At 66.1% G+C, this 25,979-nt stretch carries 8 protein-coding genes; all 8 read left to right on the forward strand.

The window, feature by feature from the left end; genetic code table 11:
* The first annotated feature begins 46 nt into the window (after positions 1–46).
* Entirely contained in the window at positions 47–11,692 is an 11,646-nt protein-coding gene (locus PGH32_RS04865; protein ID WP_337893339.1) for an amino acid adenylation domain-containing protein, read from the forward strand.
* Complete coding sequence (locus PGH32_RS04870) at positions 11,689–17,109, forward strand: non-ribosomal peptide synthetase (RefSeq protein ID WP_337893340.1); 5,421 nt, start codon at positions 11,689–11,691, stop codon at positions 17,107–17,109. The genes PGH32_RS04865 and PGH32_RS04870 overlap by 4 nt, the downstream gene beginning before the upstream one ends.
* On the forward strand, positions 17,106–18,173 hold the full coding sequence (locus PGH32_RS04875; RefSeq protein WP_337893341.1) for an NAD-dependent epimerase/dehydratase family protein: 1,068 nt from the start codon (positions 17,106–17,108) through the stop codon (positions 18,171–18,173). Before PGH32_RS04870 ends, PGH32_RS04875 begins: the two co-directional genes overlap by 4 nt.
* Complete coding sequence (locus PGH32_RS04880) at positions 18,170–19,297, forward strand: Gfo/Idh/MocA family oxidoreductase (RefSeq protein WP_314425389.1); 1,128 nt, start codon at positions 18,170–18,172, stop codon at positions 19,295–19,297. Before PGH32_RS04875 ends, PGH32_RS04880 begins: the two co-directional genes overlap by 4 nt.
* Positions 19,290–20,051 (forward strand): thioesterase II family protein, encoded by a 762-nt coding sequence (locus tag PGH32_RS04885; RefSeq protein WP_314425386.1) that lies wholly within the window; start codon positions 19,290–19,292, stop codon positions 20,049–20,051. Before PGH32_RS04880 ends, PGH32_RS04885 begins: the two co-directional genes overlap by 8 nt.
* A complete protein-coding gene (locus tag PGH32_RS04890) occupies positions 20,041–21,312 on the forward strand; it encodes an MFS transporter (RefSeq protein WP_337893342.1) in 1,272 nt (423 codons plus the stop codon). The genes PGH32_RS04885 and PGH32_RS04890 overlap by 11 nt, the downstream gene beginning before the upstream one ends.
* 77 nt (positions 21,313–21,389) lie before the next feature.
* Entirely contained in the window at positions 21,390–23,087 is a 1,698-nt protein-coding gene (locus PGH32_RS04895; protein ID WP_337894258.1) for an ABC transporter ATP-binding protein, read from the forward strand.
* Positions 23,080–24,837, forward strand: a complete 1,758-nt coding sequence (locus PGH32_RS04900) for an ABC transporter ATP-binding protein (protein ID WP_337893343.1) — start codon at positions 23,080–23,082, stop codon at positions 24,835–24,837. Before PGH32_RS04895 ends, PGH32_RS04900 begins: the two co-directional genes overlap by 8 nt.
* The last annotated feature ends 1,142 nt before the right edge of the window (positions 24,838–25,979 follow it).

Raw genomic sequence — 25,979 nt, forward strand, 5'->3', positions numbered from 1 at the left:
CCATTTTTTATGTTACGTCCCCTGAGGGGGAATTAAGGGAGTTGGGATGAACCGAACGTCTATTGCCAGTGGCTGGGTCAGAGAGAAGCTGTTGCAGCATGCGCAGCACAAGCCGGACAGTATCGCGTTGCGCTACCGGGACAAACAGGACACCGATGAATGGAGCTATCGTCGGTTAGTCAACACTGCCTTTGCCATGGCGCAGGAGATGGGCGACACGCTGAAGGTTAACCAGCGCGCCATCCTGCTGATGCCGGGCGATGCGAACTTTATTGCCAGCCTCAGCGCCTGCATTCTTAGCGGCGTTGCCGCCATTCCGGTCCATCTGACTAACGCCTTCCGCATTCACCGCAGCGCCGGGGTTATCGGCCACATTTTCGAAGAAAGCGCGCCGGAATACATCTTTACCTATCGCGCCATGGTTGAGGAGATTCAGTCGAAGGGCTGGCATCACCAGCGCAGGCTGATCGTCGTGGACGAGCTGCCGGACAGCCTGGCGTCAGGCGAACTGCCGGATGCCGCATCGCTTGAGCGGATCTACCATCCCGGCGGCCCGGTCTACCTGCAGTACTCTTCCGGCTCGACCGGGAAACCGAAGGCCGTCCTTAACTACGACGACAATATCCGCGCCCAGCAGCAGCTGCTGCTGGATCTGCACTGCCGCTGCCAGCCGGAAGTGATCACCGCCAACTGGCTGCCGTTCTATCACGATATGGGCATGCTCAGCGGCCTGATGATGCCGCTGCTTTCCGGCGGCTGCTGCAACTTTATGCCGCCGGCGCAGATGGTGGCTGACCCGCATCAATGGCTGAAGCTGATTGAAGAGTACGGCGCGAACGCCGTGGCCGCGCCGGACTTCGTCTGGGCGCTGTGCAATGAGATGGTCAGCGATGAACAGGTTGCCGGGCTGGATCTGCGCTCGCTGAAGGTGGCCGCCAACGCCGCCGAACCGATCCGCGCCGATACCATGGCGCGCTTTACCGATCGCTTTGCCCCGGCAGGCTTTGAGCCGCAGGCGTTTACCCCGGCCTACGGCATGGCGGAGTCCACCCTCGCCATCACCTACAAACCGGCCAACACCGACTACGTGATCCAGCGCTTTAACGGCGTAGCGCTGGCGGCGGGCAGGGCGGAGCCGGACGTTCACGGCAGGCCGCTGGTCAGCTCCGGGCGCGTCGATCCGCAGTGGCAGCTGCGTATCGTTGATGCCGAAAGCCACAGGGCGCTGCCGGAAGGCCATATCGGCGAAGTCTGGGCCAGCGGCGCATCCAAAGCGCACGGCTACTGGAACAAGCCGCAGCTCAGCGCGGAAACCTTTGAAGCGACGGTGACCGGCGAGCCGGAAGGGCATCGCTATCTTCGCACCGGCGATCTGGCCTTCCTCTGGCAGGGTGAACTCTATATCTGCGGCCGCCTGAAGGACATCATCATCGTGGCGGGCGAAAACCACATGCCTAACGATCTCGAACAGGCGATCGAAAAGCAGTGCGAAGAGATAAAAACCGGCGGCGTCTGCGCCTGTCAGGGCACCGACAGCGGCGAGATCCTGCTGATGCTGGAAGCGCGCCGCCATCAGAGCGAAGCGGTTTACACGACGCTCGCCCGTGCGGCCAGCGCGGTGGTGGCGGAACACTTTGGGCTGACGATTGGCCGCGTTATCGTGCTGTCGCAGAGCAAACTGAAGAAAACCTCCAGCGGTAAGATCCAGCGCCGCCAGATGATGAAGGAGTGGCAGGGCAACGAGCTTAGCCCGCTGTTTGTCTGGCAGAACGATCCGGCGGGCATGGCAACATCGGCGTATCAGGCTGAAAATCCCGAAGGCGGGATGGCAGAGAAGGATCGCCTGTCCGCCGCGCAGCAAGGATTAGCTGAGCGCGCCAATGCCGCTAACGGATCTAACCGCGTTGATAGCGCGGCGGCTGCACTATTAACCTCGTCATCAGCACCATCATCACCATCATTGTCAGCAGCATCCGCCGATCGCGACTTTGCTGCCAGCCACGATCTGAGCGATGATATCCTGCCGTGGCTGCACGACACACTCTGCCGCCTGCTGTCGGTCAGCGAACTTGACCCGACCCAGGGGATGCTGGACGCCGGGCTGAGCAGCCTGCAGGCGCTGCGCCTGTGCCGGCAGATCAATGAACAGTACGGCTGCCGCCTGGTGGTCACCGACCTGTTTGCCCATCCGACCCTGCTGCAGCTGAGCGGCTGGATCGCCAGCCACACCGCTGCGGAACAAACCGACGAACGGCCTGCGCAGCCGGTCAGCGACAGCGAGGTGGCGATCGTCGCCATCAGCTGCCGCCTGCCGGGGCAGCAGGATGACGCATGGCAGGCGTATGCCGAATGGCTGTCTGCCGGAGAATCGGCGGTGCGTCAGGAGGCAAACGACCTGCGCCGCTTTGCGCTGCCGGTGGGGGCGCTGGCCGATATCGACGGCTTCGACGCCGCCTTCTTCGCCATCAGCCCGAAAGAGGCGCAGCTGCTCGACCCGCAGCAGCGCATGCTGCTGGAGCTGAGCTGGCACCTGTTTGAACAGGCGGGCTGGCGTCCCGAGAGCCTGAAAGCCTCCTCGCTGGGCGTCTGGATCGGCCAGAGCGGCAGCGAATTCGGCATGCAGCTGATGCAGCAGAACGATCCCGACTACGCCAAAAGCTGGCTGGCGACCGGCATCAGCGCCAGCGCCAGCTCCGGCCGCCTGGCGAAATTCTACGGCACGCGCGGCCCGGCGCTGACGCTGGATACCGGCTGCTCCTCTTCGCTGGTGGCGCTGGACTGTGCGGTGCGCAGCCTGCGCGAGGGGCAGTGCAGCGCGGCGGTAGTCGGCGGGGTTAACCTGCTGCTGTCGTCGCAGGTGGAACGGGCGCTGACCAGTGCCGGCATGCTGTCGCCGAACGGCCGCTGCGCAACCTTCAGTGACGATGCCGACGGCTATGCGCGCGGCGAAGGTGCGGTGATGCTGCTGCTGAAACCGCACGCCCGGGCGCTGCGCGACGGCGACCCGGTGCTGGCGGTGATTGAGAGCACCGTCGTGGCGCAGGATGGTGAAAGCAGCAGCCTGACCGCCCCGAACCCGCAGGCGCAGAGCGCGATGATGCGCCAGCTGCTGGAGGGCGCGGGCTGCACGCCGGAGGCGGTATCGCTGCTGGAAACCCACGGCACCGGCACTCCGCTTGGCGACCCGGTCGAACTGAGCGCCGTGGCGGCCGTGTACGGCGAACGCCAGCAGCCGCTGCCGCTGGGGGCCAGTAAAACCCAGCTCGGCCATCTGGAAGCGGCCTCCGGTCTTTACTCCGTACTGCGCGCCGTGGCCCAGCTGCAGCGCCAGCAGCACTTTGGGCATCCCCATTTTAATCAGGTCAATCCGCAGCTGGCGGAGGGCTGGCCGCGCTACCGATATCCGCAGCAGACGCAGGCTGCCAGCGTGGAGCGGGTGGCTGTTAACGCCTTCAGCTTTACCGGCACCATGGCTGCGGCGCTGATTAAGCGCGCGGAAACGGCGGGGCTGCCCACCTCCACGCGGTCCGTCAGCGGCGAGCTGCCGCTCAGCTGCCACAGTGAAACCGCCCTGCGCCAGACCGCCTCCGCGCTGGCCGCCTGCCTGGTGAATCACCCGGAGCAGGCTGCCGCGCTGCTGGATGCCTGGCGTGCGGGGCGCGAGCATCGCTTCCCGCTGCGCGCGCTGATCCGCTACCGGTCGCTGGATGAGTTAATCAGCCAGCTGAAACAGCCGGATATCGTCACCACCGAACGCCTCAGCCGCTACCGCCAGGCGGGTAACGCCGAACAGTGGCTGAGCGGCGGCCGCTTCGACTGGCGGCAGGGCAGCGGACCGGCGCATCCCGCCGCACTGGTGCTGCTGCCGCTCTATCCGTTTGACCGCCAGCGCCACTGGCCGCCGGGGCTGCGTTTTACCCCATCAGAATCGGAAAAATCAGCCGGGACGGGCGGCATCACGGGTGAAGGCAGCGCCCGCATCGGGGAACCATCCTCACTGGGGCAGCCGGGCAGCGAGTTTGTTCGCGGCTGGGTCGCCGACACCCTTAACCTCAGTGCGGCGGATCTGAACGGCGAAGACGATCTGCTGACGCTGGGGCTGGACTCCCTGCAGATGCTGGATCTGGTGGATGAGGGGAAAAAGCGCGGCGTGACTTTGACGCTGGCGCAGCTGTTTGAAAAAACCACCCTTAACGCCTGGCTCCAGTGCTGGCAGCAGGCAGAAGGCCAGGCCGATGCCATCCCGCAGGCTGAGAAGGTCGCGGTACAGTGGGACGGTGGGGCGTTTACCCTGACGCCGGTGCAGCTGGCCTACTGGCGCGGACGGCAGGACGATCGCCAGCTGGGCGGCGTGGCCTGTCAGATCTATCTGGAGCTGGACTGCCCGCCGCTGGCCGATGAGCTTCTCAACGCCGCGCTGAACCAGCTGCATCAGCGCCACCACCTGCTGCGGATGCGCATCAACGCGCAGGAACAGGGGGTGATTGAAGCCTGGCGCCCGGTGAGCATTGAAAGCTATCACTGGCAGGATCTGACGGCAGACGACGGCGATCTTAAGCGTCGGGCGCTGCGGGAAAGTTTGTCCCACCGGGTGGCCGATCTCAGCCGGGAAAGCGGCTTCCATCTGGCAGCCAGCCACCGCCGCGAAGGCAGCCGCCTGCATATCAACATCGATATGGTGATCGCCGACGGCATGAGCGTACAGATCCTGCTGGCCGAGCTGAGCCGTGCCATTCACCAGCCGCAGACCGCATGGCCCGCGCTGGAATACAGCTTCCCGCAGTACCTGCTGGAACAGCAGCAGAACGATCTCAGCGCCAGCCGCGACTACTGGCAGCAGCGCCTGGTTGCGGGGCTGCCGCAGGCACCGCAGCTGCCGCTGCAAAATCACGCTGAACCGGGTGCGCCGCGCTTCTGCCACCGCGACTGGCAGCTGGACGCCGAACGCTGGAGCGGCCTGAAAGCGCTGGCGCGCGGTCAGGGCGTTACGCCGTCGATGCTGCTGGCGGGCTGCTATGCGGCCACGCTGCGCGGCTGGTCGGCGGCGGCGGATTTCAGCCTGAACCTCACTGTCTTCAACCGCCGTGGCGATCACCCGCAGCTGCCGGAGCTGGTGGCGGACTTTACCACGCTGCTGCTGCTGGCCTGCGAAAGCCAGCCCGGCGACACCCTGCTGGGCGGGATCCGCCGGCTCAACCAGCGCTTTATGGCCGACTTCGATCGTGCCGACTACAGCGCGGTGGACGTGATGCGCGACGGCGCGCAGCTGCACGGCCGGCAGATGGAGATGCCGGTGGTGTTCACCAGCAATCTGGGGCGCGACCTGATCGGCAGCAACACGCTCGGCGAGCTGCATTACTGGATCTCGCAGACCCCGCAGGTATGGATTGACTGCCAGGTGATGGAACATCAGGGCGCGCTGCTGCTGTGCTGGGACAGCGTCGATTCGCTGTTCCCGCCGGAGATGGTGGAGCAGATGTTCAGCTTTATGTGCCGGCTGATCGACGGTATCGCCAGCGACCCGCAGTGGCTGCATGCCCCGGTGGAGCACTACGCTGACAGCGCCACGCTGGCGCAGCGATGCCTGCCACAATCGTCTGCGAACCTCGCCGCGTTTCAGAAGTCCTCAGTATTACCGCATTCGTCGCAGTCTGTCAGTCAGGTCGGCTCCGTTTTATCAAGTCAGCTTCAGCCGACAGGGCAGCAGGATGCTTCTGCAAATCCTCAGCCCAATTCCTCAGCGCATCATACCGTGCCGCCGTTCAGCCCGCGCCTGCTGCATACGCCATTCTGGCACAGCGTGCAGCAGCAACCGCAGCAGCGGGCGCTGGTGGATGCTCAGGGCGAACTCAGCTACCGGCAGCTCGGGCATCTGGCCCGGGAACTGGCCTGGCGACTGCGTGAAGATGGCGTGCAGCCGGGCGACCGCGTGGCGATCCTGCTGCCGAAAGGCCGCCAGCAGATCGTCGCGGTGCTGGCCTGCCATGCGGTGGGTGCCGTTTACGTCCCGCTGGACGTGGCGCAGCCGCCAACCCGCCTGCAGCAGATTATCCAGCAGGCGCAGGTACGGCGGGTGGTCGGCGCGGGCGTATCCACCGTTCAGGGCGATGACCTCTGGCTGGATATCACCCAAGCCGGCGACGCGCTGCTGCCCGTAAGCGAGATCGCCTGCGGCAGCCCGGCAGATGCCGCCTATATCATCTTTACCTCCGGGTCCACCGGGGTGCCAAAGGGGGTGATGGTCAGCCACCAGGCGGCGGCGAACACCGTGGATGAGATCAACCGTCGCTACGTCGGCGAGGGGGCAATGCGGATCTTCGCGCTGTCGGCGCTGAACTTCGACCTCTCGGTTTACGATATTTTTGGCGCGTTCTCCTGCGGTGGCACGCTGGTGATCCCGGCGGAAGGCGAAGAGAAAGACGCTCCGCGCTGGCTGAATCATCTGCACCAGCAGGAAGTGACCCACTGGAACAGCGTTCCGGCGCTGTTCGACATGCTGCTGACCGCCGCAGAGCACGATCCGCGCGGACTGCCGCCGTCGCTCAGCCGGGTGCTGCTTTCCGGCGACTGGGTGGGGCTGGATCTGCTGCCGCGCCTGCGGGCGCTGGGATCGCAGGCCGGCTTTACCGCGCTCGGCGGTGCAACCGAGGCGGCCATCTGGTCAAACGCGCTGGACGTTGAGCAGATCGACCCACAGTGGCAAGCGATCCCCTACGGCTATCCGCTGGCCCACCAGTCCTATCGCGTGGTGGATCGGCAGGGCCGCGACTGCCCGGACTGGGTGGCCGGTGAGCTGTGGATCGGCGGCGTCGGTCTGGCGATGGCCTACTACGGCGACGAAGCGAAAACCGCTGCCGGTTTTGTCACGCAGGGCGGCGAACGCTTCTACCGCACCGGCGACCGCGGGCGCTTTATGCCCGGCGGCTGCCTGGAGTTCCTTGGCCGGCAGGATCGGCAAATCAAGCTGAACGGCTACCGCATTGAACTGGGCGATATCGAAGCCCAGGCCGAGCGCTTCAGCCGCGTGGGCCGCGCGGTGGCGGTCTATCTTGATAAGCCGCAGAAGCATCTGCAGCTGTTCGTTGAGGGGGAAGCGCAGCGCGAACCGCAGGTGCAGGCGCATCCGGCTGCCTCGCTGCCGGATGACGTGCGGGTGGAAGAGACCGCGCAGCAGGAAGCCGGGGCGGTGCGCCATCTGCTTTGCCAGCTGCTGACCGCGAAGCTGGGCCTGGCGCTGACGGAATGGCAGCAGCCGGAGGCGCTGCTGGCGCAGGCGCAGATCGCGCCGCGCTATCAGCCGCTGGTGCGCCACTGGCTGAGCTGGCTGGTCGGGCAGGGCTGCCTGATCTCCGGCGAGCAGGGCGTGAAAGTCGGGCAGTGGCCGGGTGAGGCTACCGTACCGCCGCATCCGCACCTGGCGGCGATCGTCCGGTCGCTGCAGCAGCGCCTGGCGTGGATTGCCGACGTGGTGCGCGGCCGGCAAAATGCGCTGGCGCTGCTGGACGATCCGGTGCTGTCGCCGGAAACGCTGGTGGCGGGCGCACCGGAAACGCAGGCGGCGCTCGGAACGATCGTAGCGCAGATTACCGCGCTGGCGCAGGAACTGCAGCGCCCGGTGCGGGTGGCTGAACTCAACGGCCGCAGCGGCCTGTTCGCCAGCGCGCTGCTGGCGGCGCTGCCGGAATCGGCCATTGAATACTGTCTGGTGGAGTCGGCCTCGTCGCTGCGCCAGCAGGCCGAGTTTCGTTTAAGCGGCTATCCGCACCGCAGCCTGCTGCTGGCCGCGGCGGACCGCAGCCGCTTCAGCGCCGACGTGGTGCTCAGCAATAACGCGCTGCACCGCTTCAGTCAGATTGCGACAGGGGTGCAGGCACTGCGCAGCCTGTGCGATGCCGACAGCCGCGCGCTGGTGCTGGAAACCCTGACGCTCAGCCCGCTGGCGCAGCTGACGGTGCTGCTGCTGCCGCAGGAAGCCGGTTATGACGACCCGCGCCGCGGCAGCCTGTCGCCGCTGCTCTCCGCTGATGCCTGGCAGGCAGCGCTGGCGGAGCAGGGAATGACGGTGGCATCACGCTGCGCGGTAGGTTCAGGCGCGCTGCTGCTGCTGAGCGGGCACGGGCAGTCTCGCGCCATTCCGGACGCCGCCGCCCTGCGCGGCTGGCTGCAGCAGCAGCTGCCCGCCTATATGCTGCCGCAGCATATCCATCTGCTGGAGGCGATGCCGCTGAGCGCTAACGGCAAAGTGGACAGGCGTGAACTGGCGGTCCGCGCCGCTGCCGATGCGCAGGCCGCAGGCGGCCAGGCGAGCGCCGTGCTGCACGGCGAGCGCGAGCATCAGGTGGCGGCGGTGTGGCAGCAGGTGCTCGGCGTGATGCCGGACGCCGCCAGCAACTTCTTCCAGCTGGGCGGCGACAGCCTGCACGCAACGCGCATTGTGGCTCAGCTCGGCGATGTCGGCCTCGGCGGCGCAACCCTCGGGCAGCTGTTTGCCTCGCCGGTGCTGCGCGACTTTGCCCGTGGGATCCCCGGGCAGCAGGCCGGCACGCAGAGCGCCGCCCTGGTCCACGATGCCGGACAGCGCTACCAGCCGTTTGCCGCCACCGACGTCCAGCAGGCCTACCTCACCGGGCGGCAGTCCGGCTTCGATCTCGGCGGCGTGGCCACGCACTACTACTCGGAATATGAAGGCGACGCGTTCGACGCTGGCAGACTGGATCGCGCGCTGGGCCAGATGGTGGCGCGGCACGATGCCCTCAGGCTGATCTTTGACGAGCAGGGAATGCAGCGCGTGCTGCCGGAACAGCCCGGTGCCGCGCTGACCGTGCTGCGCTGCCCGGCGGCAGAGTGGCAGGCCTTTACCGAACGCACGCGTGAAAGCCTCTCCCATCGCGTACTGGCACCGGGCGAATGGCCGCTGTTCCACGCCACGCTGATTGCCAGCGACAACGGGCAAACCCGCTTCTGCCTGGGGCTGGATAACCTGGTGCTGGACGGGTTGAGCATGCAGATGTTTATTGCCGAGCTGGCCGCGCTGTATGCCGATCCGCAGGCCGCACTGCCGCCGGTGGATATCGGCTTCCGCGACTACGTCACCACCGTTCACGGCAAACAGCAGCCGGGATCCGAGCAGTACTGGCTGGAGCGGCTGGAAAGCCTGCCGGACGCCCCGGCGCTGCCGCTGGCCTGCGATCCGCGCACCCTCGGCACGCCGCGCTTCCGCCGCCGTAACGGCTGGCTCTCCGCCGAACGCTGGCAGCGGCTGACCGCCAAAGCGCGCAGTCATCAGATCACCCCGTCCTGCCTGCTGCTGACCTGCTATGCGCAGGTGCTGGCGCGCTGGTCGGCGTCGCCGTCGCTGAGCATTAACGTCACGCTGTTCGATCGTCAGCCGGTCCATCCGGCGATCAATCACGTGATGGGCGACTTCACCTCGCTGCTGCTGCTGGCCTGCCACCACGAACCGGGCGAGAGCTGGCAGCACCGCGCCCGCCAGCTTCAGCAGCAGCTGGGCGACGATCTGGCACATAGGGATGTGTCGGCGGTGTGGGTGATGCGCGAGCTGAGCCGTCTGCGCGGCAGCGCGCAAACCATGATGCCGGTGGTGTTTACCAGCGCGCTGGGTGCGCAGACCACCGACTATCCGCAGGCCGATTTTCCGCCGTCAATCTGGGGCGTATCGCAGACCCCGCAGGTGTGGATTGACCACCAGGTCTTTGAGCGCAACGGCGAGCTGCACTTCAACTGGGACGTGGTGGAAGCGCTGTTCCCGGCGGGTACCATCGACGAGATGTTTGCCGCCTACGGCGATCTGCTGCGCGAGCTGAGCGAACGGGATAACTGGGACGCCGTTATTCAGCCCGCCCTGCCGGCGCATCAGCAGGCGGCGCGGCACGAGGTGAACGGCGTCACGCTGCCGGAAGACTGCCGTTCGCTGCACGGTCGTGTGGCGGATGCCATGCACCGCTATGCCGACCGCACCGCGCTGATCGACGGTGAACGCCATCTCAGCTATCGCCAGCTGGAGCTGAAGGTGCAGCGGCTGGCGCTGGCGCTGCTGGAGCAGGGAGCGCAGGCCGGGGAACATATCGGCGTGGCGCTGCCGCGCAGCAGCGAGCAGGTGATTGCGGTGCTGGCGGTGCAGTGGATCGGCGCGGTGTATGTACCGCTGGCCGTTTCCTGGCCGCTGCACCGCCGCCGGCAGATCGTCACGCAGGCAGCGGTGCAGCGGGTTATCAGCAGCCATGATGTTGAGTGGCCGTCTGACATCGTGCAGATTGCCGCCGACGCCCGTCCGCTGGGTTCCCGGCTGCCTGCCGCCGCAGAGGTGTCAACGGATGCGCTGGCCTACATCATCTTTACCTCCGGCAGTACCGGAACGCCCAAAGGCGTGGCCATCACCCACGCCGCCGCGGTGAATACCCTGGTGGCGATTAATCAGCTTTACGGCGTGACGGAGCGGGATCGCGGGCTGGCGCTGTCGGCACTGCATTTCGACCTGTCGGTGTGGGACATCTTCGGCCTGCTCTCGGCGGGCGGCAGCCTGGTCACGGTGTCGGAGCAGGATGAAAAAGACGCCTGGCGCTGGCTGGCGCTGGGGCAGGAACACCGCATTACCCTGTGGAACAGCGTCCCGGCGCTGCTGGAAATGGCGCTGCCGCTGAGCGACATGCAGGACGCACCCGCCGGGCTGGCGGATCTGCGGCTGGTGATGCTCTCCGGCGACTGGGTATCGCCAACCCTGGCGCAGCGCCTGATAACGGCGGCACCACAGGCGCAGGCCATCGCGCTGGGCGGCGCAACCGAGGCGTCGGTCTGGTCGAATCACTGGCCGATGGCGCAGCGCGTTGACGGCTGTCACTCCGTTCCTTACGGCGTGCCGCTGCCGAATCAGGCCTTCCGCGTGGTGAACGAGCTGGGCGACGACTGCCCGGACTGGGTGCCGGGCGAACTGTGGATCGGCGGGCGCGGCGTGGCGGCGGGCTACTTTGGCGATGAACAGCGCACCGCCAGCCAGTTTGTCACCCTCAACGGCCAGCGCTGGTATCGCACCGGAGACATCGGTCGCTACCTGCCCGGCGCGGTCCTGGAGTTCCTCGGCCGGCGCGATAACCAGGTCAAAGTTTCCGGCTACCGTCTGGAGCTGGACGAGATCCGCCTGGCCATCGATAGCGCACCGGGCGTTGACGACGCGCAGGTGTGGGTGGCCGAACAGGGCGGGCGTCCGATGCTGGCAGCGGTGGTGCAGTCCGCACAGCAGCCCGACTGGCGCGCGCTGGCGCAGCATCTTGCCGGCCTGCTGCCTGCCTACGCCATTCCGTCCCTGTGGGGCTACTGCGACAGCTGGCCGCTGACCGACAACGGCAAGCGCGACCGCCGGGCCATTGAAGCGCTGGCCCAGGGCATGGCGCGCCAGGCGGCGGATCGCCCGCTCAGCGACGCCGAACGGCAGCTGATTGCGCTGCTGGCCCCGCTGCTGGAGCGCGACGACATCGATATTTACGACAACTTTTTCGCCATCGGCGGCGACTCCTTTATCGCCACGCGGCTGGCCGCCGCTCTGCGCCGTGAACACGGAACAGAGCTGCCGCTGTGGCAAATCTTCCAGTTACAAACGCTGGATCGCATTGCGGAGGCCGTGGCTTCCGCCTGCGAGCAGGCGTCGGATACCCATTTTGAGGAAGGAACGTTATGACCAGCCATTCACCATCGGCGCAGCAGGCGCTTTCCCTGCTGTTATCCCTTGAAAAACAGCAGGCGCAGTTCTGGTTAGACGCGGGCGCGCTGAAGTTTCGCGCCCCGCAGGGGGTGATTGGCCCGCAGCAGATTGAGCAGCTTAAGGCACTCAAACCGGAGATTATCGCGCTGCTGGAACAGTGGAGCCGCGAGGACGCCTTTGTCGCCGAGCCGCAGGATCAGCACCTGCCGTTTGCGCTCAGCGACGTGCAGTCCGCCTACTATATTGGCCGCCAGCAGGCGTTTAACTTCGGCGGCATCGGCTGCCACGGCTATTTTGAAATTGAGGCTTCGCGCTGGGACGCCCCGCGTCTGGAGGCCGCCTGGAACCGGCTGGTGGCCCGCCATGCGATGCTGCGCGCCGTCGTCAACCTGCAGGGCGAGCAGCAGATCCTGCCGTCGGTGCCGCACTTCGCCATCGCCAGCCGCAACGCCTCGCCGCAGGCGCTGCGCGAGGAGATGTCCCACCGGGTTTACGCCACCGACCGCTGGCCGCTGTTCGATTTGCAGTTCAGCCACACCGACGCCGGTGACTGCCTGCACTTCAGTATCGATCTGCTGATTGCCGACGCGCTGAGTATTCAGATCCTGCTGGCCGAGCTGTGGCGCGAGTATCGCGGCGAGTCCGCCGGGGATGCGCCTACCGTCAGCTTCCGCGATGTGATCCAGTACCAGCAGCGCCAGCAGCGTCACCGCCGCTATGCCGAAGCGCGTGATTTCTGGCTGAACCGGCTGGAAAGCCTGCCGGAGTGCCCGCAGCTGCCGCTGCTGCCGGAGGCCGCCAACGAGGGCTCGCCGTCGTTCTTCCGCCTCAGCCAGCAGTGGAATGCCAGCCGGTGGCAGCGCCTGCGTTCGCGCTGCCAGCAGCAGGGCGTGTCGCCCTCCGCGCTGCTGCTGACGATCTATGCCGAAACCATGGCGCGCTGGTCCGCCAGCCGTCATTTCTGCCTGAATCTGACGGTGATGGATCGCCCGGACGTGCATCCTGACGTGGCCTCGCTGATTGGGGACTTTACCTCGGTCAGCCTGCTGGAGGCGGATCTGCGCCACACCTGCACCCTCGGCGAGCGGGTCAACCAGCTGCAAACCCGGCTGTGGCAGGACCTGGAGCACAACGCCTTTTCCGGCGTGTCGACCATCCGCGAACTGGCGCGCCAGCGCGGCAGCCAGCGCGCCCGCATGCCGGTGGTGTTTACCAGCGCGCTGGTCAGCGACGAAAACGCGCCGGATACCGCCAGCGCGCTACCGGGCGATGCGCACTTTACGTGGGGCATCAGCCAGACCCCGCAGGTGTGGATCGACTGCCAGGTGATGCTGTTCCAGGGCGGGCTGCTGATTAACTGGGATGTGATCGACGGGGTGTTCCCTGACGGCACGGTGGCGGCGATGTTTACTGCCTTTATCGAACAGATCGACCGGGTACTGGCAGAGGAACGCTGCTGGCTGCAGCCGGTGGCGCTGCCGCTGCCCGAGGCGCAGCAGCAGACGCGCGTTCGCGTCAACGACACCGCCCGGGATATCACCAGCGGGCTGCTGCACGGCGATCTGCTCCTGCAGGCCGCGCAACGCCCGCAGGCGGTGGCGCTGATTGATGACGACGGCGAAGTGAGCTACGGCGAACTGCTGCATCAGGCGCAGACCCTGGCCGACTGCCTGGCCGGCGCGGGCCGCTATGCGCTGGTGCTGAACGTGCGTCGCCAGCAGATTATCGCCGCGCTGGCGGTGCTGCTGGCGGGCGGCACCTATATTCCGGTCGACGCCGGGCAGCCGGAACTGCGCATCGCCCAGATCGTTGCCGACGCGGGGGTGAAGGCGGTGCTGGTGGCCGGGCACATTGAGCAGCAGGCGTGGCAGCAGCAGGGCGTGGCGGCGGTGGACGTGCTGCATCCCGTGGCCTTCGCGCCGCAGAGCGTCGCGGCGCAGGCCGATCCGCAGGATGCCGCCTACATTATCTACACCTCCGGCAGTACCGGGCAGCCGAAGGGCGTGGTCATCAGCCACGATGCGGCGCGCAATACCCTGCGCGATCTGCAACAGCGGCTGACATTAACCGCCGACGACCGCCTGCTGGCGCTTTCCCGCATCAGCTTTGACCTGTCGGTGTTCGATATCTTTGGCGTGCTCGGTGCCGGTGGCGCGCTGGTGCTGCCCGCCGAGGCCGACCAGCGCAACCCGGCGCAGTGGGCGCGGCTGATCCGCCAGCATCGGGTGACGCTGTGGAACACCGTTCCTGCTTTGATGAATATGCTGACCGGCTATCTGGCGACCGAAAACGCCATGCTGGACTCGCTGCGTTCGGTGATGATGTCCGGCGACTGGATCCCGGTGGGGCTGCCCGCGGCGATTGCCCGCTGTGCGCCACAGGCGTGCCAGCTGAGCCTGGGTGGCGCAACCGAGGCGGCCATCTGGTCCAACTGCTGGCCAATCGATCCGCAATATCACTATCAGCAAAGCATCCCCTACGGGCTGCCGCTGGCTAACCAGCGGTTCCGCGTGGTCAACGCGGTGGGCGAAGACTGCCCGGACTGGGTGGCGGGTGAACTGTGGATCGGCGGGCGCGGCGTGGCCCTCTCTTACTGGGGCGACGCGGAGAAAACCGCCGATCGCTTTATCACCGACGAACGCGGCGTGCGCTGGTATCGCACCGGCGACCGCGGCTGCTACAGCGCCGTCGGCGTGCTGATCTTCCTCGGCCGACTGGACCAGCAGGTGAAAATTCGCGGGCACCGCGTGGAGCCGGGCGAGATCGAAGCGGCGCTGTCGCGGCTGCCGCAGGTGGCGCAGGCGTCGGTAGTGGTGCGCGGCGGTCCGATGCAGAAAGAGCTGCACGCCTACGTGGAACTGGCGATGCTGGCGGCGGCGAATCCGCAGGAAAATGTCCAGTGGCAGGCGGTGCTGCCGTCGCTTCAGCAGGCGGCGGACCGCGTGACCGCCTCGCTGGATCGCGGGCAGATTGCCGAACTGACCGACGCGCTGGACCGCGTGGCGCTGATGCATATGGTAAAAGCGCTGTGCGAGAGCCGGGCGCTGAACGTCGGCCAGCCGGTGACGCTTGATGAGATGATGCAAAGCGGCGGCGTGGCGGAGGAAAACCGCCAGCTGGTGCGCCGCTGGCTGCGCGCGCTGGTGCAGCACGGCATGCTGGTGCAGGACGGCGACCGCTACCGGCTGCAGCAGTCGGTTGACGGGGCCGAAATTGCCCGCCTGTGGCAGCGCGGCGAGCAGCTGATTGCCGGGCTGGATGACAACGGCGGCCTGCTGACCTACCTGGAACGCAGCAGCCGCTGCCTGCCGGAACTGCTGCGCGGCGAAGAAGATCCGCTGAATCTGCTGTTCCCGGACGGCAAGCTCGACGTGGCGACCCACGCCTATCAGAACAACCTGATCAGCCGACTGATGAACCATCTGCTGCTGCACGCGGCGGAGGAGAAGGTCCGCACGATGGCCGAACGCCGTCGGGTGCGGGTGCTGGAGATCGGCGCGGGCGTTGGCGGCACCAGTAACGTGCTGATCCCGCTGCTGGCGGGCTATGACGTGGAGTACACCTTTACCGACGTCTCGCCGTTCTTCCTCAACGAGGCGCGCCAGCGCTATCAGCAGCACGATTTTGTGCGCTACCAGCTGTACGACTTTAACCGCCCGCCGCTGGAGCAGGGCCTGGACTGCGGCCAGTTCGATATGATCGTCTCCAACAACGTGCTGCATAACGCGGTGGTGGCCCGCGACGGGCTGGCCAATCTGCGCCAGCTGCTGGCGCCCGGCGGCTGGCTGCTGATTATCGAAGCCACCCGCGACAACTACCAGCTGATGACCTCGATGGAGTTCAAGCACGGCCTGACCGGCTTCGCCGACGAGCGTCTGGAAATTGACTCGCCGTTTATGCCGCAGGATCGCTGGCTGGCGGCGCTGGATGATGTCGGGGCGGAATCCCTGTGGGCGTGGCCGCCGGAGCAGGATGCGATATCGCGCCTCGGCCAGAGCTTTATGCTGGCGCAGTTCAACTCCCGCCGCCAGCGCTGTGAGCCGCAGGCGCTGCTGACCGCGCTGAAAGCGCAGCTGCCCGCCGCGATGATCCCAGCGCGGCTGGCGGTGCTGGAAGCGCTGCCGGTAACGGTGAACGGCAAGATCGATCGCCGCCAGCTGCCGGAACTGCCTGCCGCCGCTGAAAGCGCGGCGCAGACGGCCAGCGATGCCGGCAGCGACGCGCTGGAAAACACGCTGCTGACCCTGTGCCGCGAGCTGCTGAATAACGCCGCCATCGGGCCGCAGGATGACTTCTTTGCCAGCGGGGGCGATTCGCTGCTGATCACCCAGTGGGTCAGCCGTATCCGCGAAGCGCTCGGCGCCGACCGCGTGCCGTGGGAGGGCAGCCTGCGCCAGGTGTTACAGCAGCCGACGGTGCGCGCGCTGGCGGATTACCTGCGCGAGCAGGGCGCGGCGGACGAAGAGAACAGCGACGGCTACGCCAAAGTGGCCTGCCTCAAGCCGGGCGACGGCGAAGCGGTGTTTATCCTGCACGAAGGCAGCGGCACGGTGCTGCCGTGCCTGTCGCTGGTAGAGGCGCTGAGCGGGCCGGTTTACGCCATCAGCGTCGCCAATACCGATGCCTTCCTCGACCTGCCCGCCGAGGGGCTGATCGCGCGGCTGGCCAGCGATTATCTGGCGGAGATCCGCGCGATAGCGCCGGATGCTCACCTGTTCGGCTACTGCAAAGGCGGCCTGCTGGCCTATGAGATCGCCCGCCAGGCGATGGAAAACCAGACCCCGCTGGCGTCGGTGACGGTGGCGAGCAGCTACCGCATTCCCTACGTCATCGACGACCCGCTGATGATCGACATGGCCATCGTCTGGGCGCTGGGCATTGACGCGCCGTGGCCGCTGGACAGGAGTGAGCTGGAAGCGGTTTATCAGCAGATCCTGCACCGCAACCCGGCGTCTATCACCCCGCAGTGCGTGGCGCGCGTTGCCCGCGAGCAGGGGAAAACCGCCTTCGCCAGCGCCTATGAAGAGGTACAGCAGCGCACGGCGGAGCAGCGCCTCAACGAACTGACCGCCGCCATCGTCGGCAATTCGGGCGACCAGCCCGCGCTGGCGGAGGCCGAGTGGCAGCGCATGTGCGCGGTGTTCCGCCACAGCATTCGCGGCATCTGCTGCTACAAGCCGGGCTTCTTTGCCGGGGAGATGACCTTCGCCTGCCAGCAGGGGGATACCTATCTGCTGCCTGCGCTCCAGCGCGATATGAAATCGTTCTGGGAAGGGGTGTGCATCGACGAAGTGCGCTATGTCGATCTGCAGGGCGACCACTTCAGCTGCATGAGCGCGGAAAACGTTGCTCCGCTGGCGCAGCATCTGGAACAGCAGCGGAGAGCCGTATGAAGCAGATTATTGTGACCGGCGGCCGGGGGGAAGTGGGCCGCGCGGCGGTGGCGCTGCTGCGATCGCTCGATTACCGGGTGACGGTGGTCGGGCGCAGCCCCGGCGGGCTGGAAGCCGACTACCGGCAGTGCGACATCTTTGATGCGCAGGCGCTGGCGGACGTGTGTTCCGGGGCCGATCTGGTGCTCAACGCCGCCGGCCCGTCTTCGCTGATTGGCGCTCGCGTGGCGCGGGCTGCGCTGCTGGCGGGGGCGGGCTACGTGGACGTGGCGGGCGACCCGCCGCTGTGGCGCGAAATCGCCCAGGACGGCAGCCTGCAACACGCGCTGTCGCACCGCGCCTGCGTGCTGGGGGCCGGGTTAACCCCCGGCCTGGCGGCGATGCTGCCGCGCTATGCGCTGGCGCGGCTGGCGCACGTTTCCCACATCACCCTGTACGGCGGCGGCATTGAGCGCTTTACCGCCGTTTCCGCCGCGGATTTTATCGCCAGCCTCAATCCTTACCAGGAGCAGGGCCGGGCAGGCACGGTGATTGCCAACGGGGAAATGCAGCGGGCCACGGCGCAGCAGCGGGTTAAGGTGCCCACCGCCGCCCGGCCGTTTGACGCGCTGCCGTTCCTCAGCTTTGAGCTGGAGCAGCTGGCGGGTGAGTTCGGGCTGGGTAATCTGGCCGCCTACAGCCTGGTGGCCGATGCGCAGATGCTGCTGGCCTGCCAGCAGCAGGATGAGGCGCAGGCGGAGCTGGTGCGGCTGAGCACTGAGCTGACCGCCGCCGAAGGCGAACAGCAGCACTTCTGGCTGCAGGCGCGGGGCATCCAGGCCGGGCAGCCGGTTAACCTGGAGCTGCGCCTGCGCTTTGGCAACAGCTACCGCCTGACCGGCAGCGTGGCGGCGCTGGCGGCGGATGCGCTGCTGCGCCAGCCGGCGAACGGGCTGCAGTGGCTGCCGCAGGTGCTGACGGCGGAACCGCTGCTCAATGCGCTGCACGCGCGCGGCCTGCTGGCGCAGTTTACTGCCAGCGTGCTGCCCGCCGAACAGCCCCAGTTTACCGAGGGGGAGCTATGAGCCGTCCGTTACGCGTGGTGGTCTGCGGCACGCTGTTTGGCCAGGTGTATCTCTCTGCCTTTAACCAGCCGTTCGCCGGGTTCGAACTGGCGGGCATTGTGGCACGCGGCAGCCCGCGATCGCGCGATCTGGCGGCGAAGTACGGCGTGCCGCTTTATCAGCAGGTGGACGATCTGCCGGAGGATATTGATATCGCCTGCGTGGTGATCCGCTCGGCCATCGTCGGCGGCGCGGGCAGCGAGATCGCCCAGGCGCTGTTGCAGCGCGGCATCTCGGTGCTGCAGGAGCATCCGGTTTACCAGAGCGACGTGGCGCAGTGCCTGAAGCTGGCCCGTAAGCACGGCTGCACCTACCACGTGAACACCCACTATCCGCATAGTCCGGCGGTGCGGCGCTTTATTCGCGTGGTACAGCGTGCGCTGGCGGAGCAGCAGGCGCTGTTTATTGAGGCCACCTGCGGAGTGCAGGTGATTTGCAGCCTGCTGGATATTCTGGGCCGCGCCCTGGGACGCTTCGCCCCCTGCGCCTTCGAGGCACCGGGCGGCTGGAGCCCGGCGCTGCGGGGGCAGATGCAGGGCACGCCGCCGTACAGCCCGCTGCGCGGGGTGATTGCCGGGGTGCCGGTTACGCTGAATCTGCAAAATCAGCTCGATCCCGCCGATCCCGATAATCATTTCCACATTATGCACCGCATCAGCGTCGGCCTGCCGGGCGGCAACCTGCTGCTGGCCAGTACCCACGGCCCGCTGCTGTGGCATGCGCAGATGCATATCCCGCGCGAACGTACCGAAACGGGCTGCCGCGAACCGCTGCCGCCGGAGAGTGCACCGTACTACTACCGCACGCCGCTGTACGCGCTGGCTGAAGATAACGGCAACGATCTGGACGGCGTGCTGGCGGAACAGTGGCCGTCGGCGGTGCGCCATGCGCTGCGGGAGTTTGCCGCACGGATGGCCGATCCGCAGCCGCAGCATGCCCAGCAGCTGCTGGCGCTGACCGCCGCCTGGAAGGATCTGATGAGCCAGGTCGGTAATCCGCAGAGCGTCACCTTCGACGCGCCGCCGCCGCTGCCTGCCGCCGCGTGGGCCGCGTTTAATCAGGGCAAGGAGCAAGACGATGACTGAACACCCTTTACGCCTGCTGCGTGCCGGCACCTCCCGGCAGCTGGTCTGCTTCCATCACGCCGGGGGCATGGCCGAGTATTTTCTGCCGTGGCGCGACGGCGTGGCGCAGGAAAGCGCGCTGTACGCCGCCCAGCTTGCAGGCCACGGCGCGCGCATGAATGAAACGCCGCTGACCTGCCTGCATCAGATGGCCGATCGGCTGGCCGACGCCTGCCACTTCCTGCCGCGCCGCCCGACCTTTTTCTTCGGCCACAGCATGGGGGCAGCGCTGGCGTTCGAAGTGGCGCTGCGCCTGCAAAAACAGGGCAGACCGATTGACGGCCTGGCGGTGTCCGGCCGCCTGCCGCCGCACCGCAACAGCGGCAGTGACTATCACCGTCAGAGCGACAGCCATCTGATGGATAAGGTAACCCGGCTTTCCGGCGATGAAATGCCGTCGGGCCAGACCAGCGAGCTGCTGACGCTGCTGATGCCGGTATTCCGTGCCGATTTCCAGGCGATTGAAACCTACAAGCGCCGCTGCGCGGAAAAACTCAGCTGCCCGGTGTTTGCCGCCGTCGGCGAGCGCGACAGCGAAGTCACGGTGGATGAAATGTCGCAGTGGGAAAGGGTGACCGGGCATCGGTTCAACCTGAAAGTGTTCAGCGGCGGTCACTTTTATCTTCAGCACCAGCGCGATGCGCTGCTGGCCTTTTTGAACCGCGAGTGCGCCAGTGCATCCGGTGCCTCAGTGAAGGAATATCATGAAATATAATGCGAATATCGTCAGCCTGTTCGGTCTTTACTGCGCCCAGGGCACGCCGCTCGGCTTTGCCCTGTTTGCCCTGCCGGGGATCCTGCGCGCGCAGGGTGCGGAACTGCGCTTTATCGGCCTGGTCGGTCTGAGCATGCTGCCGTGGGCGTTTAAGTTTATCTGGGCCTCGTGGCTGGAGAACCGCCGTCCGTGGGGCTTCCGTTCGCTGCCCGCCGGGCTGGCGTGGATCCAGCTGTTAAAACTGCTGTCGCTGGCGGCGATCGCCGCGCTGTTCTGGTTCGATCCCGCCGGGCACATTATCGGCCTGGTGGTGATGGTGACGGCGGTAAACCTGTTTTACGCCACTCAGGACGTGGCGGTGGATGCGCTGGCGGTACGTACCTTTGCCGGTAGCCGCCACGTCAACGTCAACGTCGGCCAGGTGGCGGGCTTCAGCCTCGGCATGCTGGTGGGCGGGGTGGTCAGCCTGTACGTCTTTTACCGCACCGGCTGGCAGGGCACGGTACTGCTCTGCCTGCTGATCCAGGTTGTCTGCCATCTGCCGTTCCAGCTCCACCTTGGGCACTTTGCCCGCCAGCCCGCTGAAGCGGAACCGGTCGCGAAGAAGGGCGCCTCACTGCGCTATATCTTCCGCCGCAAACACTGGGGGCCGGTGATCCTCACCGCGCTGCTGTTTAAATCCGCCAGCACCCTCGGCGCCAGCCTGGTGTCGCCGCTGCTGGTGGATATGGGCGTCAGCCTCGACGAGATTGCCCTGATGTCCGGCAGCGTGCTGATCGTCAGCTATATCGCCGGGGCGGTGGCGTCCGGCGTGCTGCACCGCTGGCTGAGCAGTGCACGGCTCACGCTGATCGGCCTGTCGGGCAGCCTGCTGTGCTGGCTGGGAATGGCGGCGTCGTTAACCGTCGACCGCGCCTCCAGCCAGTGGGTCTTCACCTTCTTCGTGCTGGAGGGCTTCTTCTTTAACCTGTGCTGCGTGGCGCTGTTCGCCTGGTTTATGTGCTGGAGCGAAGGGGAGAAAGACGGCTCGGTGGTGCAGCCGGGCACCGATTTCACCCTGCTGCAGTGCTGCGAAGTGCTCGGCAGCAGCACGGCGATGGTGATCGGCGGCACGCTGGCCCACTACCTCGGGTTTGCCAACACCTTCTACGTGGCGGCCCTGTTCGGCGCGGTGATTGCGCTGGTGATTATGCGCTGCTTCCGCCGCGTGCCGGACCGCACGCACGAGGAACCACAGCCGCTGAACGAGGTGGCGCAATGAGCGAGCCGCAAAACGGCAGCGCCTTTCGCTGGCTGATGGCGCTGGTCAGCACCCAGCGCGCGCGGCTGGCGCTGTCGATGAGCCTGGCGGTGTGCTATTCGCTGCTGGCGCTGGTCCCCTACGTGCTGGTATGGCGGCTGGTTGACGGGATGCTCAGCGACCGGGCGCTGACCGCCGGGCAGGTCTGGCAGTGGGTCGGGCTGGCGGCGCTGACGCTGGCGTTGAAAATCGCGCTGCAGCTCACCTCCGGCCTGCTGTCGCATCAGGCGGCCTTCCGGCTGCTGTTCGATCTGCGCCGCCGGGTGATCGAACGGGTCGGCAGGCTGCCGCTCAGCGTCTGCCATCAGCACACCACCGCCCGTCTGAAGAAGATTATCTCCGACGATATTGGCCGCATTGAAACCTTTGTCGCCCATCATCTGCCAGATATGGCGGCGGCGATTATCACCCCGCCCGCCGCCGCGCTGCTGCTGTTTTTCTTTGACTGGCGGCTGGCGCTGGTGGCGCTGATCCCGCTGCCGGTGGCGATCGTTATGCAGTGCTGGATCTTTCGCGGCTTCAGCGGGCGCATCGGCGACTATCACCGCGTGGTGGCGGATCTGCATACCAGCATCACCGACTTTGTGAAAAGCATGCCGCTGGTGAAAACCTTCAATATGACGGTGGACTCCCACCGCCGCTACGCCCGGGCGGTGGATGAGCACTACCGGCTGGTCAGCGGCTGGCTGCGGGATACCCGCACGCCGATGGCGCTGTTCAAAATCAGCATCGATATCGGGCTGCTGTGCCTGATGCCGGTGGGGATCTGGCTGTTTGCCCAGGGGGAGGTGACCCTGGCGACGCTGTTTATGTTCCTGCTGCTTGGCGTGGGGCTGATGGAGCCGCTGTTTAATCTGCTGCAGTTTGCCGGGATGTTCAGCGAGCTGCTGAAGGGGGTGGAAAACATTCGCGACTTCGCCACGATGCCCGTTCAGCAGGAGGGCAAGCAGTGGGCGACGCTGAACCACTACGATATCCGCTTCGAGCAGGTCGGTTTTACCCACGGCAACAGCCAGAAAGCGACGCTGGATAACCTGAGTTTTACCGCTCGTCAGCATCAAATTACCGCTATCGTCGGCCCCAGCGGGGCGGGGAAAACCACCGCGGCGCAGCTGATCCCCCGGCTGTACGAGTACCAGCGCGGCGAGGTGTTCATCGGCGACGTGCCGGTTACCGCCATGCCGCTGGAGCAGCTGATGTCGCTGGTCAGCGTGGTGTTTCAGGATGTCTTTATCTTTGAAGAGACGGTGGAGAACAATATCCGCATGGGCAATACGGCGCTGAGCGAGCAGCAGGTCCAGGCGGCGGCGCGCGCGGCCTGCGCCGATGACTTTATCCGCGCCCTGCCGCAGGGTTATCACACCCCGATACGCCCCGGCATGCTGAGCGGCGGGCAGGCGCAGCGGCTGGCGATTGCCCGTGCCATTGCCAGAAACGCGCCGATCCTTGTCCTCGACGAAGCGACGGCGTTTTCCGACGCACGCAACGAGGCGCTGATCCAGCAGGCGCTGGCGGCGCTGATGCAGGGCAAAACGGTGCTGGTGATTGCTCACCGGCTGAACACCCTGACCGAGGTGGATAAGATCGTGGTGATGGCCGGGGGAACGAAAGTGGCGGAGGGGCCGCATGCTGAACTGCTGACGGCGTGCCCGCTCTATCTGCATATGTGGCAGGCGCACCAGCAGGCCCGGGAATGGCATCTGCCGGTACGGCAGCCGGAGGTGGTACATGAATGATATTTTCAAACTGATGAAACAGGTGGGGAACGCGCTGGACGGGCTGCGCAGGATGGTGCTGCTGACGGTGCTCGATGCGTTTCTCGCCTCGGTGCCTTACGCGCTGCTGTTTTACATCCTGCTCGACATGCTTTCCAGCGCGCCGGATCTGCGCTGGCAGTTTACCCTGGCGGCGGGCTGCCTGCTGTTGATGCTGGTGCGAGTGTTGCTGGCCCGGGTGCTGAACTTTAACCTGTCGCTGATGGGATTTCGCGCCGGATATCAGCTGCGCAAATCGCTGGGTGAGCACCTGCGGCGGCTGCCGATGGGCTTCTTTTACCGTACCGATATGAGCAGCGTGAACAATACGCTGCTGAAGGACATCGATATGAGCGAGAAGATCTTCACCCATCTGTACGCGCCGTTTATCGCCAGCGTTTCCGTGGTGTGCTTCTTCGCGCTCGGCCTGTTGTTTAAGGACTGGCGGATGGGGCTGGCGATGCTGTCGACCCTGCCGCTGGCGGTGGCGGCCTTCCTGCTGACCCGCCGCTACGCGCGCCGCTGGACGACGCAGATGCAGGCGCTGATGTTCCGCCTGAACGACGCGCTGATGGAGTATATCGACGGTATTAAGGAGCTGAAGGCCAGCCGGATGACCGGGCAGGCGTTTGGGCGACTGGATAAGGTGCTGGAGACGACCTGGCGACAGTCACTGACCGCCGAGAAAGCCAGCGCCTGGCCGGTTTACAGCTTTAACCTGCTGGTGGAGTGCGGATTTATCGTGCTGCTGGCGGCGGTCAGCTGGGCCTGGCTGGGGCAGACGCTGCCGCTGGCGGAGGTGCTGATGTTTCTGATCGCCGCCGTGCGCTTCTTCCGCCCGCTGCTGAATATTTCGATGTTCCTCGCCGAGCTGAACTACTTTGGCCTGGCCGCCGGGCGCATTGCGAAGGTGTTCGACCTGCCGGTGCTGCCGCAGGGCAGTGAGATGCGCGACCCTGACCGGCTGCGCATCCGGCTGGAGAACGTCAGCTTTGCCTATCCCGATAAACCGCGCCTGTTCGAACGGCTGAATCTGACCATTGAGGCGCAGCAGGTGACCGCGCTGGTCGGGCCGTCCGGCTCGGGGAAATCAACCCTCGCGTCGCTGATTGCCCGCTTCTGGGCGCTGGAAGGGGGTACCATCTGGGTTGGCAGCGAGCCGCAGCGGATTGATACGGCGAAGATGGATGCCGGCCACTGGCAGTCGTATATCAGCGTGGTGTTTCAGCAGAGCTACGTGCTGAATGACACTATCGCCAATAACCTGCGGGTGGCGCAGCCGGATGCGGATATGCAGGCGCTGCGCCGGGTGTGCGAAGCCGCGCGGCTGCTGCCGCTGATCGACAGTTTGCCCGACGGGATGGATACGCTGGTGGGGGCGGGCGGGGTGCATCTTTCCGGCGGCGAGCTACAGCGGCTGTCGATTGCCCGCGCGCTGCTGAAGGATGCGCCGCTGATTATTCTGGATGAGGCCAGCGCCTCGCTGGATCCGGAAAACGAGCGCGATATCCAGCTGGCGATGCAGTCGCTGACCGCCGGGAAGACGGTGCTGGTGATCGCCCATAAGCTCTCTTCGGTGCGGTATGCCGACCGGATTGTGGTGATGGATGAGGGGCAGATTGTGGAGCAGGGGGATCATCAGCAGTTGATGGCGGCGGAGGGGCTGTATGCAGAGATGTGGGGGTTGCAGCAGCAGGCGATGAGCTGGCGGCCTGGGGCTGCTGTTGCATAGCTAGCTGGTCGGATCGTTGGCAAGTTGGCTGGGCGATCGGGGGCCAGGCCGGTGATGGCTGTGCGAAGGTCGCCCGGGCGATTGGTGTCCGGGCCGGGGATGGCTGTGCGAAGGTCGCCGGGGAGATTCGGGTCCGGTCCGGGGGGAGATTGCGCACGCCGGACCGGCAAAGCCCGCCTCCCTGCGGGCCTCGGAACGCGCCGTCCGTGGCGCGTTACGCCCGGCTTAGCGCATTCTCCCCCCGTCCCTTTGATATCGGAGCTGGCTGTGCGAAGTTCGGCTGTGCGATCGGGGGCCGGGGATGGCTGTGCGAAGGTCGTCGGGGAGATTCGAGTTCGGGCCGGGGGGAGACTGCGCACGCCGGACCGGCAAAACCCGCCTCCCTGCGGGCCTCGGAACGCGCCGTCCGTGGCGCGTTACGCCCGGCTTAGCGCATTCTCCCCCCGTCCCTTTGATAGCGGAGCTGGCTGTGCGAAGTTCGGCTGTGCGATCGGGGGCCCGGGGATGCCTGTGCGAAGGTCGCCGGGGAGATTCGGGTCCGGGCCGGGGGGAGACTGCGCACGCCGGACCGGCAAAACCCGCCTCCCTGCGGGCCTCGGAACGCGCCGTCCGTGGCGCGTTACGCCCGGCTTAGCGCATTCTCCCCCCGTCCCTTTGATAGCGGAGATGGCTGTGGGAAGTTCAGTTTAGCGATTGGTTTCAAGGCGCTTGAGTTGTTGGTTGGTGCCTTTGAAATCGAGGTTGTGTGTTACACATCTACATCACTGGGATTTACGGTTGAGTCGCTTTTAATCAGCGACACAGAAGTTGATAAGGGAAGGCGTTGGGGCGGCTGGATGCAGACTCACGGCCAGGGATGGCCGTGAGTCAGGCTATAGGGACATACTTGCGCCGGTGCAGTAAGCTTCCCCAACGCCTTCAACCGGGCGCGAATCTAAACGCGACGTAATTCAGCCTCAGCGACTTCATCGGTCATGCAATCCAGGTGCGATCGAGGGGCGGGGCGGGGCGGGGATGGCTGTGCGAAGCTCGCCCGGGCGCTCCGGGGCCGGGCCGGGGGGCGACTGCGCACACCGGACCGGCAAAACCTGCATCCCTGCGGGCCTCGGAACGCGCCGTCCGTGGCGCGTTACGCCCGGCTT

It is taken from the genome of Erwinia sp. SLM-02 (assembly GCF_037450285.1).
Taxonomy (GTDB): domain Bacteria; phylum Pseudomonadota; class Gammaproteobacteria; order Enterobacterales; family Enterobacteriaceae; genus Erwinia.

Bases quoted from the DNA above. Each gene is read 5' to 3' on its own strand.
- PGH32_RS04875 (WP_337893341.1), top strand. From the start codon at position 17,106: ATGAAGCAGATTATTGTGACCGGCGGCCGGGGGGAAGTGGGCCGCGCG.
- PGH32_RS04895 (WP_337894258.1), top strand. From the start codon at position 21,390: ATGAGCCTGGCGGTGTGCTATTCGCTGCTGGCGCTGGTCCCCTACGTG.
- PGH32_RS04890 (WP_337893342.1), top strand. From the start codon at position 20,041: ATGAAATATAATGCGAATATCGTCAGCCTGTTCGGTCTTTACTGCGCC.
- PGH32_RS04865 (WP_337893339.1), top strand. From the start codon at position 47: ATGAACCGAACGTCTATTGCCAGTGGCTGGGTCAGAGAGAAGCTGTTG.
- PGH32_RS04880 (WP_314425389.1), top strand. From the start codon at position 18,170: ATGAGCCGTCCGTTACGCGTGGTGGTCTGCGGCACGCTGTTTGGCCAG.
- PGH32_RS04885 (WP_314425386.1), top strand. From the start codon at position 19,290: ATGACTGAACACCCTTTACGCCTGCTGCGTGCCGGCACCTCCCGGCAG.
- PGH32_RS04870 (WP_337893340.1), top strand. From the start codon at position 11,689: ATGACCAGCCATTCACCATCGGCGCAGCAGGCGCTTTCCCTGCTGTTA.
- PGH32_RS04900 (WP_337893343.1), top strand. From the start codon at position 23,080: ATGAATGATATTTTCAAACTGATGAAACAGGTGGGGAACGCGCTGGAC.